Here is a 15,077-nt window from a genome sequence, read left to right as displayed (position 1 = left end):
CTGCCCAGTCGGCCCCGGCCGTGCCGGATGCCCTGGCCTCGCTGTTCAAGACGGCGCCGTCGTCGGACAGCCCCGCCGGCATCGCCTCCAACTACGTCTCGGATCATTTCAAGTCGCTGCACCAGCTGGTCCAGGTGCCGGCCAACAGCGGTGCGGATGCGCAGGCGCCGATCGATGGCGCCATCGCCGACCTGGGCACGCTGTACCAGTCGCTGACCAGCGGATCGGGCGATGCGGCCGGGCCGTTGCAGCGCACCGGGCAGAGCTCCGGCGCGATCTCCCGGCTGCAGGCCGGTGCCTCGAGCCTGCCGGACCCGATCAAGGGCTGGGTGCTGGGCATCAGCGAGAGCAGCTCCAACCTGTCGCTCGACGATGCCAAGGATCAGCTTGCCAGCCTCTGGAACGGCGGTCCCGGCAAGCTCTGCACCCAGGCGACCAAGGGCCGCTATCCATTCTCGAAGGGCGCGTCGGATGACATTCCGATCGGCGATTTCGGCCGGCTGTTCGCGGCGGGCGGATCGATCGATTCCTACTTCAGCCAGAATCTGGCGCCCTTCGTCGACATGTCGCAGACCACCTGGCGCATGCGGCCGGTCGGCACCGCCGACGTCAAGGTGGACGCCGGCGCCTTGGCGCAGTTTCAGCGCGCGGCCGCGATCCGCGACAGCATGTTTGCCAATGGCGGCAACACACCGGCGATCAGCTTCGAACTGTCGGTGATCGATCTCGACGCCGCGGCCGACAATGTCGTCATCGACATCGACGGCCAGCGCGTGACCTATGCGCATGGCGCGCCGGTCGCGTTGCGGATGCACTGGCCCGCCGCGACGGCGACTGGCAGCGCCTCGGTCACCTTCACCTCGACGGCCGCGGCTGCGGCAGCGGGCGATGCCCCGGCGACGATCACGACATCCGGTCCCTGGGCCATGTTCCGCCTGCTGGACCAGGGGTCGGTGCGACGCAGCGGCACGCCGGACCGGCTGCAGGCGCGTTTTGCGGCGGGCGGCCATGTGGCCGTGGTGGGACTGCGTGCCGACAGCGTGCTGAGCCCGCTCGACGGCAGCATGTTCTCGCAGTTCCGTTGCCCGGCGAATCTGTAAGGGCGGGGAGATCCAGCGCGTGACAGCGATCAACAGCCCCAGCCTCTGCGGCTATTACGGCAAGGTCCCGGCCCGGGCCGATTTCGTCGGCACCCGCCTGCGCCGGGAGACGGTCGACCAATGGGATCTCTGGCTCCAGGAGGGGCTGGCCGAGAGCCAGCGCCGCATCGGCGATGCCTGGCAAGGCCTGTTCTTCGCGGCCCCGATCTGGCGCTTCATCCTGCCGGCCGGGGCCTGCGGCCGGACCGGGCTGATGGGGATTCTGATGCCCAGCGTCGATTCGGTCGGCCGCTGCTTCCCGCTGATGCTCGGCCATGAGATCGAAGGCCCGGTCGATCCCCTCGCCCTGATGTCCGGCAGCGGCCGCTGGTTTGCCGCCGCCGAGGATCTCGCCCTTGCGGCCCTCGGCGAAGGGTTCGAACTCGACGATCTCAACCGCATCCTGCCGGGCTGGCGGGAAGTTCCTCATGCGATCGACCGGGGCGCCCTGCGCCCGGTGCGGTCGCAGGGCGCGCGCGGCGATGTCGGGGCCTGGATGGCTCTGCCGCTCGCTTCGGCGGCGACGGCGATGGCGGCGGCCGCCACGCTGGCGGCCGGCTGGGCCCCCGGGGCAACGGCATGGCCAGGGATCTGGTGGACCGCCGGCACCCAATCCACGGCCTCGGCGCCGGGTCTCGCGCCCGGCTTGGCGATCAGCCGGGGCCTGGTGCCGTCGGGCGGCTTTGCCGCCCTGCTGGACGGCCGCTGGGTCGACCATGGTTGGTCCGTCCCCGCGACCGGCCGACTGGAACGCGATGACCCGCACACCACAGGCCAAGCGCCTGGGGGCGGGGGAGATTGGGAGCGGCCGGCATGACCACCCACCTGAACCCAGCCGGCGGCCAGCCGGTCCCGGTGGCCTCACAGCCGCTGGAATCCGCTGCCGCCAGCCATTGCGGCCGGGTCCGGGCCAACAACCAGGATGCCTTTCTCGAACGGCCTGATATCGGCCTCTGGGCCGTTGCCGATGGCATGGGCGGGCTGGCCAGCGGCGAGCATGCGAGCAAGGCGGTGGTCGAGGCGCTGGCGGGGCTGGAGCCGGGCGAGGCGCTGGCGGATCGCGCCGAGGCCAGCCTGACCCGGGTCAATGACGACCTGCGCTGGGAAGCGGCCATGAGCGATGGCGGCCGGATGATGGGCAGCACCGTTGTGGTGCTGCTGATCGACGGCTCCGCCTTCACCTGCCTGTGGGCCGGCGACAGCCGTATCTATCGCTGGCGCAACGGGTCGCTGCAGCAGCTGACCAGCGATCACACGCCGATCCAGGGCCTGCTCGATGCCGGCCTGGTTCCGACCGACCACGCGTCGTACAAGGGCCTCGACCACATGGTGAACCGGGCCGTCGGCACCGAGGTCACCTTCAAGCTCGACCGGATCGACGGTGCGATCCAGCCGGGCGACGCTTTCCTGCTCTGCTCCGATGGCCTGAGCAAGGTGATCGACGAGGCGGCGATCGCCACCCTGATGGGCTCGGACATCCCGGCCCGGGCGGTGCAGCATCTGATCGAGGCGGCCCTCCTGGCCGGCGGCCCGGACAATGTGACGGCCGTCATCGTCGGCGAACACGGTCCCGTGATTCCGGTCGAGGACACCTGGGAGGTCGAGAGGCCGGTTGCCGTCGAAGCCGGACTGCGGGCGCCGACCGATCGGTCCTCCGGCCGGCGCGACCCGCTGCTGGCCCCAGACCTGGCAGCAGGGCCGGGCCGAGGCCGGGCACCGCCCGCGGCGGGGCCGGCGCCCCGATGGCGCCCGGGCGAGAAGCTGGCGTGGCTTGCCGTTGTTCTCGCCCTCGTGGTCGGCATCCTCGGCATCGGGGTGCAGAAGACCGAACTGCTGCTGCAGCTTGCCGCATCCGACCCGGGGTCGGTCGATGCCGCCCCGGTGCTGGACGACCTGTCCGACATCGAGGCGCGGCTGACCCTCATCGTCCTGGCCGAGGGGCTGTTCCTGGCGGCGGTGCTGCTGGGCCTCGGCGCCCGCCGCCTGCCATCGCTGTCCTATGTCGGGGCTGCCGTGATCCTGGTCGGCGCCGCCGCCGCAATCGTCGGCGTCAGTGACCTGGGTGACGCTGCCGCCCTGACCGCTCATGTCAGACTACCGACCCTGCCCCTACCCATCGCGCACCATATCGACACTATCATCTCGGAGATCCACTGATGGTAAAGCTGACCAAGACATTCGCTCTGAAGTCCCTGCAGCTCCTGAAAGGCAGTGAAACGAAGGACGAGGATCTTTCATTCGCCTGCGTGATCCTGGGAACCAACAAGGCGGGTAAGGATCGATATGTCTTCATCGTGTCGAAGAAATCGCCTTCGGCTGTTCTCGCCACGGCGAAGGGTGCTGAATGGGGCGCCGTCAAAGGCCAGAAAAGCGACGACGACTACGAGGCGATCTCGCACGGGCTCGCCAGGATCGAGGGTGGCAAGCTGAGCCTCCGGTATGTGAAGAAGGCCAGCAAGGAGCGGGTGCAGCGCGCCGCCAAGGGGTATTTCAAGACCGAATGGAAGCTGAACACCTTCTGGATCGGGGTGGAGGAGTCGGACGAGGATCTGGATGCGGAAAGCATCGAGAAGACCTTCGTGGCGGGGGACGATGATGATCTGACCGACCTCCCTACGGCCGAGGAGATCGAAGCCCTATCGAGCTCGATCGAGGGTGAGGAGGGTGAAGGGGCGGTCGACCCCAACTTCGACAGGGCCTCGGAGACCGTGACCGATGCGAGCGCCGCCCAGACGCCCGACATCTCTCTGCCTCCGGACATCGACACTCTGATTCAGGCCGATTTGAAGAAACAGGTGGACCTGTTGTTCGCAGTGGCCCCGGGCATCGGCATGACCTTGAAGGGCACCGCCGATGATGTCCTGAACAATCTTTATGCGATCCTGAAGTCGATCCTGCTGGCCAACCCTCCCCCGACCCTGGAAAAGGCCGCGAACTGGCTGGCCCGCTTTCAGCTTGCGATGAATTCCAATACCGAATCCATGCGTGCGGCTGGGCGCCCGGGTAAGAACCAAAGGGCGTCAGCGGCCGGCAACCAGGCCGCAGCCGCGAATGCGGCCGCCGATGGGACCGACATCATCCCCGGCGTCGATCCCAGCAAGCTGTCGACCGACCCGCTTTCCCAGCAGGAGGTCATCGACGCGCTGAAAGAATATGTCCTCTCTCAGATTGAGGGAGCCAACCAGCGGCGTGAAGAAGCCAAGGAGCCACTTCTCGATGCGGGAAGCGCCGACATGGCGAAGATTCAGACGCTGGTCGAGAAGAACTGGGCAGGCGAGGGCCTGAAGCAGCTGGAAACCGTCAACCGGTATCTCGGTCTGTTCAACAAGGTCTGCTCCGACGAGAAGAGCCTGATCAATTTCCTGAGCATCAAGCTTGAGGCCGTCACCGACGAGACTGCGACCAAGTTCGATGCGACCGCACCGGATGCCTCAATGTCGGCGCAGCTGGACGAACTGGTCATCCAGCCGTTGATGGAGAGCCTGACATACGCTCACGCATCTGTCAGCGGGGCCGTGAAATCGCTGATCGACGAAGCCGAACAGGCGCTTTTCCAGGCCATGGGAAAGACCGTCGCGGATCTGGGTGGCAGCTGGAACGACGTTATGGACTTCCTTGGCGCTCTGAACGTCGACACCGCTCGGGGGGCTTTGCAGAAGATTCTGAACGCGACCGGGCAAGGACGGGTGGATGCCATTGCCAACGCCAGGAGCGTCGCAGCGCAACTGAAGACTGTGCTGGAGAGCAATCGTCTCGCCACACTGCTCGACGAATCGCCGTTCGCGACAAAGCCCGAAATCAAGGCGCTCTTGATTGGTTCCCTGAACGAGATCGAGGGGGAACTGGACAAGCTTTCTAAGCAGCAGCAGAAGGCGGCATAGTTCCCATCGCGTGGCCGGCCCCTCGACTTCGGTCGCGGTGCCGGCCTGCAACCGAAAGAAGTCTGTTCCGATGGAACTGCGTGATCAGGATCGATCGCGATCACGCATATCTCTGTTGCGACCGGTTGACGTCGACTCTCCTGGGATGTCGGCGTTGCCGGGAGGAAGGTGTCGTGGGCATCCGCGTGGGATGCCTGTAATGGGAAACCAAACCGCGGCGAAAGGTGTTCAAGGGGCCGGATGAGCGAAAAGCTGCCAATAACGCTGGGCCGTTACCAGCTGACCGAGAAGATCGGTGCCGGCGCCATGGGGGTCGTCTACAAAGGACTCGACCCCCTGATCGGCCGGCCGGTTGCGGTCAAGCTGATCCGGACCGACCTGCTGGACGAGGGCGAACGCGACGGCTATCGCGCCCGCTTCCGGCAGGAGGTGCGTTCGGCCGGCCGCTGCGTCCATCCCGGCATCGTCACCGTCTATGATTTCGCTGAACGGGACGGCGATCCCTATATCGTCATGGAGTATGTCGAAGGGCCGATCCTGCAGCGGCTGTTTGGCAAGGGCCGGCTGCCGGTCGACCAGGCGGTTGACATCACGCTGCAGCTGCTGGCGGCGCTGGGCCATGCGCATGCGCAGGGCGTGGTGCATCGCGATATCAAGCCGGCCAACATCATCGTCGGGCCGGGCGCGCGGGTGAAGATCACCGATTTCGGCATCGCCCGGATGGAGGCGAGTGCGCTGACCAATGCCGGGACGCTGCTGGGCACACCCAGCTACATGGCGCCCGAGCAGGCGCGCGGCGAGCGGGTCGACCACCGCGCCGACCTGTTCGCGGTCGGGGTCGTGTTCCTGCGCATGCTGACGGGCGCGCTGCCCTATGGCGACGAGAGCTTCGCCGCCGTCCTGCACAAGATGGCCGCGCCGGACCCGATCGATGTTTCGGCGATTGATGCGATCGAGCCACGGCTCGCGGCCGTCGCCGCCCTGGCGCTGGCGAAGAATCCGGCCGAGCGCTTCCAGTCCGCCGAGGAGTTCGAGCATCTGCTGCGGGCGATGTCGGTGGAGCATTCGGACGCGGAGATCTGGCCAGGTATGGCCGAAGAGGCCGCTGCCGCGTCACTGCCGTCTGCCGTGACCCCGGCTGCCCCTTCTCAGGCCGTGCTTCCTCCACCCGCCGCCGTCGCCGCACCGAAAAGGCTGTCGGCGTCCGTTACGCCGGGATCCTGGCCGGACGATCTCCTGGCGCGGCTCAAGGCCGCCCTGGCCGACAGCGTTGGCCCGATCGCCGGGTTGCTGGTGACCCGGACGGCGGCAAGCTGCTCCACCCCGGAAGATCTGGTCCAGGGTCTTTGCCTGCTGATCGACAATGGGGCGGCGCGGGCGAAGTTTGCCGCCGCCGCCCGAACGATTGCCGGCCTCGCCGCCGTGCCGCCGCCAGCCAGCCAGCCCAAGGTCGCCGTGGCGGAGACCATCGGTGCGGTGGCCGCCGCCCCGGTGGTGTCGATCGGGGTCATGAGTTCCGCCCAGGCGCTGCTGGCCCGCTTCATCGGGCCGATCGCCCGCGTGCTGGTGCGCCAGAGCTCGCTGGAGGTGCGGTCGCTCGACGAATTCAGCGACCGCCTGGCATCCCATATCGATAAGGACGAGGAGCGCACCCAGTTCAAGAGCGACCTCGCCGCCCTGATCGACCATCAGGAAAAGGCGCACTGACCGGCGGTTGGGTGTCTGACGCCGGCACTGCGCCGATGATCTATCGGCCGCCATCTGGTCCGAGGGTTCGGAAGCGGCCGCCTCAGGTCAGCATGTGGATCAGCCAGTTGGGATGCAGGCCCCAGTCCAGGAATCCGGCCAGCCCCATCACGAAGCCGAAGCCGCCGAACCCCCACGAGACGTAGAGCAGCCACCACAGGCTGGTCAGGGCCGCCACCGCGGCCAGCGACAGCGAGATCGCGAGGCACGCATCCGACAGGTCGAACTGGTCATCGTGCAGGTTCTCGGCATCGTAAGTGGCCTGGAAGGCCCGCGCCTTCGTGGCCAGCTCCTCCGAACTGCCATCGTAATGCGCGATGTCGCTGTCCAGCTTGGCCAGCGCGGCCTTGACGGCGCCATCGTCCGTGGATTGCGGCGGGAGCAGCGCGGCGATCAGCGCAGCCTGCTCGGCCATGCGCACCTTGAGGCGCGCCGATTGATATTCGTTCCAGGAATCGAGTTCGTCCGCCTTGGCGGCCTGCATGTCCTGGACCACGTTGTCGTCCTTGATCTTCGAGACCGCCATGAACACCGAAAGGGCGACCACGGTGATGGCCACGGCGTTGTTGAGCGACCGGACGCGGCCCTTGGACTTCAACTCCACTTCCATCGTCGTGCAGATCCTCCAAACCCCGGGCTGGCGCCATGGTTCGCCCGTCCGGGTGGAGGAGCGCCGAGCCGATTGCCGGGCAGCCGATGGGGCCTGGCTGCGCCCGACGCCAGACTGGGAGCCGCGCCGAGGACTGGCCAATGCCATGACGTCACGTGACCATCCGCCGGATGCATGAGAGGGGCCGGCTTTGTCCGGATGCTCCTTACGCCCGGGTGGACCCGTCGCCAGCCCAGGTTGCAATTGTCTTCATGCGTCCAGTGATTGGTTACATGACGCGATGGTATTGGGCGGCCGGCGGCTTCTCCTTCAGAGATAGCGGATGCTTCTGGTCCGCGAAGAGCCCGCTCGATGACGTCGTTCCCGGCACCTCGACTGTCAGATACCGATCCGTCGAGGCTCTCCGACGCGCATTGGGAATTTTTCAGGGGCCTGGGTGTACGCCGCCCCGTCACAACCTCCTCTGTCGACTATTCGGACATCTCCTCGGAATCCAGCGTCACGGATTCGACAGTGACGGACTCTTCAACGGGTTCCCTGCTTTACGGCGATCCGGACTCGCCATTTCGCGATCCCGACATGGTGGCCCTTGATCCGGGGGCCGAGCGCAGAGATGGCAAGCTAGGCGACATCGAGCATCTGATCTCCACCGAGGGGGCAGGGCCGGCACTTCGCGAGAAGTTGCGGTCTCAGGACTGGGAGCTCGGAGAGCTGAACCCGGGGCAGGAGGACCGCCTGCTCGGCTGCCTGCGTTCGCTCACGGACCCCACGGACCAGGCAAGGGCGATGGAAGCCTTCGGGGGCCAGCTCGCCCAGGCCAGTTCCGGGTTTCGCGAAAAGCTGCTCGGCGTGATCGAGGAGATGAGCCAGGCGCCGGAGTTCTCGGCTGGGCGGCATGCCGTGCCGATGGCGATCGTGAACTGCGTCGGTTCCAATGCCTTCACGGAGGAGCAGTGTGGCAGGCTGAGGCGCTATCTCGGCGGAACCCCCGGTTTCGACAACAATATACCTGGGGCGATCAAGGCGTTGGACAGCGCCGTTCAGCACGCCAGGCAGTCTGCGCAGCCCGCAGCGGCGACCGTAGCGAGGGAGCCGCCTTCCGAGGTCGCGCCCGGGGAAAGCCAGCTTGGCGGGCTCGAGGCCGCCTTCCGCATCAATGGCAGGCCGTTGTCGAGCGAGGAGGCCCGGGATGCGGTGCTGGCTTTCCCGCTGGAGATCGAAGAGCTGGGAGCGGATCAGCAAGGCCGCCTGTTGAGGTGCCTGGACTCGATTCAGGATCCTTTGGCCTGGGCCGCCGCACTGGAGAAGATCGGTCCCAAGCTCAGCAAGGCTACACCCGAGTTCCGCCAGGCGGTGATCGCGAAGATCCGGTATCTGGGCGACTATCCTCCAGATTCCAGAGAGCGCTATGCCATAGCGAATGCTGCCATCCACTGCACCGGCCCCGGCGCCGTGGACCTGACATCCGAAGAATTGAGCGATCTTCAGGTCTCTCTGGCGTCCGCACCCGACGGTTACTTCAACCGTATCGGGGCGGAGGCGAACATCCGCAGCATGTTGCAGGCCAGTCAGGCCGCAGCGCCCTCTGCGGCCGTCGTGGCCGAGGCCAGGGAAGCTCGCCTTCAGGAGCTTGAGGCCTTCGACCCGCAGCGGGGAGTGTGGCCACCGCCGACTCCGGCGCAGCAAAGTGCGGCGCTGCGGGATGCGGTGCTGAATTCACCGCTGGAGATTGGCGAGCTGGATCCGGCGCAGCAAGCACGGGTGTTCAGGCTGCTGGAAAGGATCGGGAACCCCAGGGACTGGGCGGCCGCGATGGGAAAGATCGGTCCCAAGCTCAGCAGCGCCACCCCTGAGTTCCGTAGAGATGTGCTCGTCAAGATCAGGAATCTGGGCGACTACCCCGAGCACTCCGACGGTCGCCTTGCCATAGCGGACGCCATCATCAACTTTGCCGTGCCGACTGCCACGGCCGTGCCGACTGCCACGGGCGTGCCGACTGTCACGGGGTTGACGGCGGACGAACTCGAGCACCTGCAGGGCTCGCTTCAGCTGGTGCCGGCTTATCACAGTTCGCGCCAATTGGCGGAAATCCAGATCGGCAACGCCCTTCGAGGCTGGCGGCCTGCTCCACCCCCCGCGGTCGTCGCAGCCGAGGCCAGGGAAGCTCGCCTTCAGGAGCTCGAAGCCTTCGCGCCCCAGCAAGCGTGGCCACCGCTGACCCCGGCGCAGCAAAGCGCGGCGCTGCGGGATACGGTGCTGAACTCATCGCTGGAGATCGACAAACTGAATCCGGCGCAGCAAGAACGGGTGTTCAGGCTGTTGGAAAGGATCGAGAACCCTCGGGACTGGGCGGCCGCGATGGGAAGGATCGGTCCGAGGCTCGGCGAGGCCACCCCCGAATTCCGCGGGGCGGTGCTCGGCAAGATCCGCTATCTCAGCAACTCCCGCCATGTGGATTCCGACCGCCTGGCCGTGGCGGATGCCGTCGTCAGCTGTGCCGGTCCCAGCGCCGCGCGCCTGACGACAGCAGAGCTCATGGATCTGCAGGACTCGCTCGGGCGGGTGCCTGGCTATCATCCGCAACGGCATATCGCGGAACTTCAGATCGGCACCGCACTGCGCGCCAGGCAACCTGGGTTGGCTCCGGTGATGCACCCGGCAGCGATCGAGCATGCCGTGATGAGCGGCCACCCCGCGGGCCAGGAAAGCGCCATGGCGGCGATCGAAGGCATCGCCTATCCGGTGGCTGGTGCGTGGCAGCCCCCAGGCCAAGCAGCGCATCAGGACGGGATGCTCGGGGCGGCGCTGTTCAGCATGAACAGCCGGATCGACCATGTGTCCACGAAGCTGCATGGCCGGATCTCCAACAGCCTCAATGCCATCAAGCACCCTGGCAATTGGGCGAGTGCGGTGTCCGGGTTCGGCGCGAAGCTGGGCAAGGCCGGCCGGGAGGTGCGCACCGCCGTGTTCAACAAGATCGACGAGATGGGCAATTCCCTGGCCCAGAAGCGCGATTACGCCGTGGAGGCTGCCGTAGGGACCGCCATCGTCCACTGCGCCGGTCCCAGCGCCGCTGTCTTCACACCGGAACAGCGCGCCAGCCTGTTGCGTCATGCCGACAGGCTGGACCCGAACGGGATCTGGCGCGTCCCGGCGATGAACAGTCTCCGGCAGGGCTGGCCGAAATGGCCATATGGACGACCGAGCTACGAAGAGACATTGGTTTGGGTGCGCCCCCCGCCGCCCGTGCCGCCCCGTCCTCAGCAGGCCGGCCAGCGCCCGGCCACGCTGATGAATCCGGCCGAGCAGGACCAATTCCTCGATAGCCTGGACCAAATCGGCAACAGGCTCGGCGAGGCAGCCCCGGGGCGCCGTGCGCTGGTGCTCGACCAGATCGACCTGATGAGTGATCCCGCCAACAATGCTGGCTGGAACGCCGCGATCGCCATCGTCAAATGCGCCGGCCCCAGCGTCCGCGGATTGTCGGCGGAGGAGCGCAGTCGCCTGGTCGGCAATGCCCTCCGGATCCAGGATAGTTTCAAAGCCGTCGATGCCTTGCTGAGCATCAAGACGGCTTGGCCGGATGGCGGGCCTACATTCGACGACGTGCTGGTCGGAAAGGCGCGTCCCGCATGGGTGAACGATATCCGCGAGATCGTGGTCCTGCTGAATCAAGAGGTTCTGGCGCAGAACAACCCGCCGCCGGCCGCTCCGCCGAGGGCCCGCCCGGTCAAGACCAGGAAGGGTAAGGCGCGGTGATGATGTCTGGTCCCGTCCTCGAAATCGACCGCACGATTGGCGTCAAATTCTGCCAGTTGCCAAAGTCGATACGTCAGGTTTGGTCATTGGATCTATCGACGACGACACATTGTCGGCACTAACGAAGTCAAGGAGATCGCTATGCTCAGAATTGGATTGATGCTCGCGCTGATCGGGGTGCTCGCCGGTTGCCAGCACACGGGCGGGGCGAGCTCCGGCCCGCGCGTGGCCTCGACCTATCAATGCGTGCCGTCCGACGACGCCTCGGCCCAGGCCGCCCCTGCCACCGGCAAGGGGCACAAGCCCCGGCGGCTCACGGTGTTCTACGACGCCGCCCATCAGCAGGCGGTGGTCAGCGTCGATGGCGGCAGCATCAACTACCTGAACCTGGTGCCGGGCGAGAAGGAACCGCTCTACACCAACTCGAAATACGCCTGGAAGGGCACCGGCGACACCAGCGTCCTCACCGATATCGCCGACATCCAGGTCTACAGCTGCACACGCGCGGCCAACCCGGGCTAGGGGCAGCCGTGACCACGGCGGCGGGGCGCCCGGACGCCCCGCCGAGGCGGGCATGCCCGATCTGGCCTCCGATCAGGATGGGCGGGTGGGGCGTGACCGTTCCCGGCAGCGGCGAAGACCGCGGCGGCAAAGCCCCCGGGGCAAAGACAGGGATTAAGGCGGTGCGGGCCAAATTCGAAAGGCGGACCATGCGATACAAGATTTTCTCGGCTCTCCTGGCACCGGCGCTCTGCGCCCTTGCCCTGGCGCCGCAACCGGCCTCGGCCGAGGCCGGCAAGGCCGCGCTGGTGATCGGCAACGGGACCTACCAAGGTGGTCACGCGCTGGCGGCCTGCGAGCAGTCGGCCCGGGATGTCGGTGCGTGGCTGCAGCGCCAGGGCTTCCAGGTGGACCAGGTGCTCAACGGCTCATCGGTGGCGATGCGCAGCGCGATCGGCAATTTCGTGACGCGGGTCTCCGGCGCGCCGCAGAAGACAGCGATCATCTATGTCTGCACCTACGCCGCCGTCGCCAACCAGCGCCTGTTCATGCTGCCGGTGGATTCGGATCCGGGCCAGCTGGCGCGGCTCGAAACCCAGGGTGTCGTGCTCAAGGCCCTGCTGAACACCCTGGCCGGCACCAACGGCGTGCTGTTCGCCGATCTCGGCATGCCGCCGGACAAGAACGCGGCCGACGCGGTCGATGCGCTGCAGGCCGGGCTGCCGGCAGGGGTGCACTTCGCCATCGTCGCGCGCAACGACAATGGCATCGGCACGCTGGGCCGGGGCCTGCCGGGCCTGCTCGGCAGCTCCGGCCAGGATTGGGGCCGGCTGTCGACGGCGTTCCAGACCGAGCACAGCGCATCGCAAGGCGACAAGCTGGCCGTGTTCGCGCCGCTGGCCGGGCCGATGCCGCCGCTGGTGGATGCCGGGGCTGGGGCTCCGGCCGTCGCTGCGGCGCCGCCGCCGCCAAGTGCAGCGCCTGCAGTGGCCGCCGTAGCGCCGGCGCCTGCCGCGCCCAGCCCGGCCGCACCGAACCCGGCTGCGGCAGCGACCGTGGCGGCAGCATCCGCCGTCGCCGCGTCCTCCGGCGTCGCATCATCCGCCAATTCCGGCGAGCATCCTGCAGAACAGGTCGCGTCGGCACCGTCCGGCACCGAGGCCTCGCCCCAGGCGGCGCCGGCTGAGGCGCCAAAGGCGGCGCCCCTGCAGCTCGTGCCGCCGCGGCCGCCTGTCGTCACCCCGCCGGCCGCCAGCGGATCGACGGCCCCCGGTGCGGAGCCGGCCAAACCGGCCACGCCGACCGTGACGACCGCCAGCCTTGCGCCGAACCCCACGCCGGCCGCCCCCGCGGCCCAGCCGGCCACGCCGAAGCCCGACCTCCGGTCCAGCCGCATCCAGGCCGCCCTGGCCCGGCGCGGCTTCTATGCCGGACCGGCCAGCGGCCGGATGGACAGCCACACCAGGGATGCCATCCGTGCCTTTCAGACGGCGATCGGTGACGCGCCCAGCGGGGTGCTGTCGCAGATCCAGATCGCCAAGCTCCTGAACATCGGGCAATGAACAGATGACGCTCCGGGTCAAATTCAACTTGGCGATGCTGGTGGCATTCCTGGCCGGGCTCGGCCTGGCCGGCCTCTTCGTCAACACGGTCGCCCAGCGCGAGGCTCGGCGTTCCGTGCTGGCGGAGGCCGCCATCATCATGAACGCGGCGGATGCCACGATCCACTACACCGACACGCAGGTCGTGCCGCTGCTCAGCAACCAGTTGAAGACCCAGTTCCTGCCCCAGAGCATTCCGTTCTTCGTGGCGCAGCAGACCTTCGGCCAGATGGCGTCCTCCCTCCCGGAGGACGTCTATCGCCAGCCGGCGGTCAACCCCACCAACCCGGCCGACCGGCCGACGCCCTGGGAAACCGATATCATCAAGACCCTGGCGGCCCAGCCGGACCTGACGGAGCTGGTGACGGAACGGACGACGGATGCCGGCAACATCCTGTCCTATTCGCAGCCGATCCGGGTCACCAGCGAAAGCTGCCTGACCTGCCATTCGACGCCGGAGGCCGCGCCGCCCTCCATGGTCGACACCTATGGCCGGGACAACGGGTTCGACTGGAAGCTCGGCGACACCGTCGGCGCGCAGATCGTGTCCATGCCCGTGAGTGTGCCGCTGCAGCGGGCGCGGTCGAGCCTCTACCTCATCATGGGCGGGCTCACCATCGTCTTCGCGATGATGCTGATCATGCTCAACCTGCTGCTGCACTTCTTCATCATCGTGCCGGTGCGCCGCATCTCCAAGCTCGCGGACGAGGTCAGCCTGGGCAACATGGACGTGCCGGAATTCCAGTTCTCGTCTGGGGACGAAATCGGCTCGCTGGCCGTGTCCTTCAACCGCATGCGCCGCAGCCTGGTCACGGCGATGGGCATGCTGGGCGAGTGATGGTTACGGATCCGACCGGGCCAGGGCTCCGGCGATCCGCCGTGGAACCGGGAGCAGTGTGTCAGGATGAGCGGCGAAGCACGGACGGGCATCGGCGCCGGGGTACGGGCCCTCGGCGATGGCAGGACGCCGGTCCAGGTCCTGGTCGTCGACGAGGATGCCGTGACGCGGGGGGCGATCATCCGCTACCTCGACGAGCACGGCGTCCAGGCCATCGCAGCCTCGACGCCCCAGGACATCGCCCGCTGCCTTTCGGAGGACGAGCCGGACCTGGTGATCCTGGATCTGCTGCTGGGCCAGGAGGACGGATTCGACCTGCTGCGGTCGATCCGGTCGGCCTCCGACGTGCCGGTGATCGTCACCACCGGCTACCGGCGGGATGAGATCGACCGGGTCGTCGGGCTGGAACTCGGCGCCGACGATTACCTGACCAAGCCGTTCGGCCTGCGGGAGTTGCTGGCCCGCATCCGTGCCGTGCTGCGCCGGGGCGACCCCGGCCGGACCCTGACGCCGCGGGACGCCACCGCCGCCCGCTATTGGCTCGGTGGGCTGATGCCGGACCAGCCGATGGTGCCGCAGCCGGACGAGGCCGGCCGGCGGGTTGGTTTCGGCGGCTGGCAGCTGGACCGGCACAGCCGCCGCCTGACCAATCGTGCCGGGCGGCTGGTGCCCCTGACCAAGGGGGAATATGCCCTGCTGGCAGCCTTTCTGGAGGCGCCGCAGCAGCCCCTGTCGCGGGAGCATCTGCTGCAGGCGACCCACATGCGCGACGACATGTTCGGCCGGACCATCGACGTCCAGGTCCTGCGGCTGCGGCGCAAGCTGGAGACCGACCCCGGCGGCCCGCGCGTCATCCAGACGGAACGCGGCATCGGCTACAAGTTCGCGCTGCCCGTCGAACAGCTCTGACTGCTGTCGTCCTTGCCATGGCGCCGGTGCAGGGCCATTTCGGGGGAACCACGCAATCAGGGCAAAGCCATGGCCGCCGACGACCGGGACGAC

The 15,077-nt window shown here is 67.5% G+C and carries 11 protein-coding genes; 10 read left to right on the top strand and 1 reads right to left on the bottom strand.

All coding sequences use genetic code 11. The annotated features are described in order from the left end of the window. The 5 genes from AC3XYG_RS38160 to AC3XYG_RS38140 all read left to right on the top strand — a co-directional run. Positions 1 to 1,100 (top strand): type VI secretion IcmF C-terminal domain-containing protein (locus AC3XYG_RS38160; protein WP_489145125.1); only part of this gene is annotated, 1,100 nt, incomplete at its 5' end. Positions 1,101 to 1,119: 19 nt separating this feature from the next. Next, a complete protein-coding gene (gene tagF / locus AC3XYG_RS38155; protein ID WP_489145124.1) occupies positions 1,120 to 1,956 on the top strand; it encodes a type VI secretion system-associated protein TagF in 837 nt (278 codons plus the stop codon). Next, positions 1,953 to 3,296, top strand: coding sequence for a PP2C family protein-serine/threonine phosphatase (locus tag AC3XYG_RS38150; protein WP_489145123.1), 1,344 nt, complete (start codon positions 1,953 to 1,955; stop codon positions 3,294 to 3,296). The genes tagF and AC3XYG_RS38150 overlap by 4 nt, the downstream gene beginning before the upstream one ends. After that, entirely contained in the window at positions 3,296 to 5,020 is a 1,725-nt protein-coding gene (locus tag AC3XYG_RS38145) for a hypothetical protein (protein WP_489145122.1), read from the top strand. Before AC3XYG_RS38150 ends, AC3XYG_RS38145 begins: the two co-directional genes overlap by 1 nt. 240 nt (positions 5,021 to 5,260) lie before the next feature. After that, complete coding sequence (locus AC3XYG_RS38140; protein WP_489145121.1) at positions 5,261 to 6,727, top strand: serine/threonine-protein kinase; 1,467 nt, start codon at positions 5,261 to 5,263, stop codon at positions 6,725 to 6,727. An 82-nt stretch (positions 6,728 to 6,809) separates the two neighbouring features. Here AC3XYG_RS38140 and AC3XYG_RS38135 read toward each other — a convergent pair whose 3' ends face one another. Next, the gene (locus AC3XYG_RS38135) at positions 6,810 to 7,376 is read right to left on the bottom strand and encodes a DUF4337 domain-containing protein (protein ID WP_489145120.1); all 567 of its coding nucleotides are present in this window, start codon (positions 7,374 to 7,376) and stop codon (positions 6,810 to 6,812) included. A 351-nt stretch (positions 7,377 to 7,727) separates the two neighbouring features. On the opposite strand from AC3XYG_RS38135, the gene AC3XYG_RS38130 reads away from it, so the two are divergent. The 5 genes from AC3XYG_RS38130 to AC3XYG_RS38110 all read left to right on the top strand — a co-directional run bounded on the left by AC3XYG_RS38130 (position 7,728) and on the right by AC3XYG_RS38110 (position 14,984). Next, positions 7,728 to 11,135 carry a hypothetical protein gene (locus AC3XYG_RS38130; protein ID WP_489145119.1) on the top strand — a complete coding sequence of 1,136 codons (3,408 nt, stop codon included), beginning with the start codon at positions 7,728 to 7,730 and terminating at the stop codon, positions 11,133 to 11,135. Between the two features lie 141 nt (positions 11,136 to 11,276). Further along, entirely contained in the window at positions 11,277 to 11,657 is a 381-nt protein-coding gene (locus AC3XYG_RS38125) for a hypothetical protein (RefSeq protein WP_489145118.1), read from the top strand. A 188-nt stretch (positions 11,658 to 11,845) separates the two neighbouring features. Continuing rightward, positions 11,846 to 13,198 carry a peptidoglycan-binding protein gene (locus AC3XYG_RS38120; RefSeq protein WP_489145117.1) on the top strand — a complete coding sequence of 451 codons (1,353 nt, stop codon included), beginning with the start codon at positions 11,846 to 11,848 and terminating at the stop codon, positions 13,196 to 13,198. Between the two features lie 4 nt (positions 13,199 to 13,202). Further along, on the top strand, positions 13,203 to 14,075 hold the full coding sequence (locus AC3XYG_RS38115; RefSeq protein WP_489145116.1) for a Tll0287-like and HAMP domain-containing protein: 873 nt from the start codon (positions 13,203 to 13,205) through the stop codon (positions 14,073 to 14,075). Positions 14,076 to 14,141: 66 nt separating this feature from the next. Then, positions 14,142 to 14,984 (top strand): response regulator, encoded by an 843-nt coding sequence (locus AC3XYG_RS38110; protein WP_489145115.1) that lies wholly within the window; start codon positions 14,142 to 14,144, stop codon positions 14,982 to 14,984. Positions 14,985 to 15,077 lie beyond the last annotated feature (93 nt).

The organism is Inquilinus sp. (assembly GCF_057815775.1).
Note: the sequence above shows the minus strand (reverse complement) of the source record. Positions and strands in the feature narration are given on the sequence as shown.

Bases quoted from the DNA above. Each gene is read 5' to 3' on its own strand.
- AC3XYG_RS38150 (WP_489145123.1), top strand. From the start codon at position 1,953: ATGACCACCCACCTGAACCCAGCCGGCGGCCAGCCGGTCCCGGTGGCC.
- AC3XYG_RS38145 (WP_489145122.1), top strand. From the start codon at position 3,296: ATGGTAAAGCTGACCAAGACATTCGCTCTGAAGTCCCTGCAGCTCCTG.
- AC3XYG_RS38140 (WP_489145121.1), top strand. From the start codon at position 5,261: ATGAGCGAAAAGCTGCCAATAACGCTGGGCCGTTACCAGCTGACCGAG.
- AC3XYG_RS38135 (WP_489145120.1), bottom strand. From the start codon at position 7,376: ATGGAAGTGGAGTTGAAGTCCAAGGGCCGCGTCCGGTCGCTCAACAAC.
- AC3XYG_RS38130 (WP_489145119.1), top strand. From the start codon at position 7,728: ATGACGTCGTTCCCGGCACCTCGACTGTCAGATACCGATCCGTCGAGG.
- AC3XYG_RS38125 (WP_489145118.1), top strand. From the start codon at position 11,277: ATGCTCAGAATTGGATTGATGCTCGCGCTGATCGGGGTGCTCGCCGGT.
- AC3XYG_RS38120 (WP_489145117.1), top strand. From the start codon at position 11,846: ATGCGATACAAGATTTTCTCGGCTCTCCTGGCACCGGCGCTCTGCGCC.
- AC3XYG_RS38115 (WP_489145116.1), top strand. From the start codon at position 13,203: ATGACGCTCCGGGTCAAATTCAACTTGGCGATGCTGGTGGCATTCCTG.
- AC3XYG_RS38110 (WP_489145115.1), top strand. From the start codon at position 14,142: ATGAGCGGCGAAGCACGGACGGGCATCGGCGCCGGGGTACGGGCCCTC.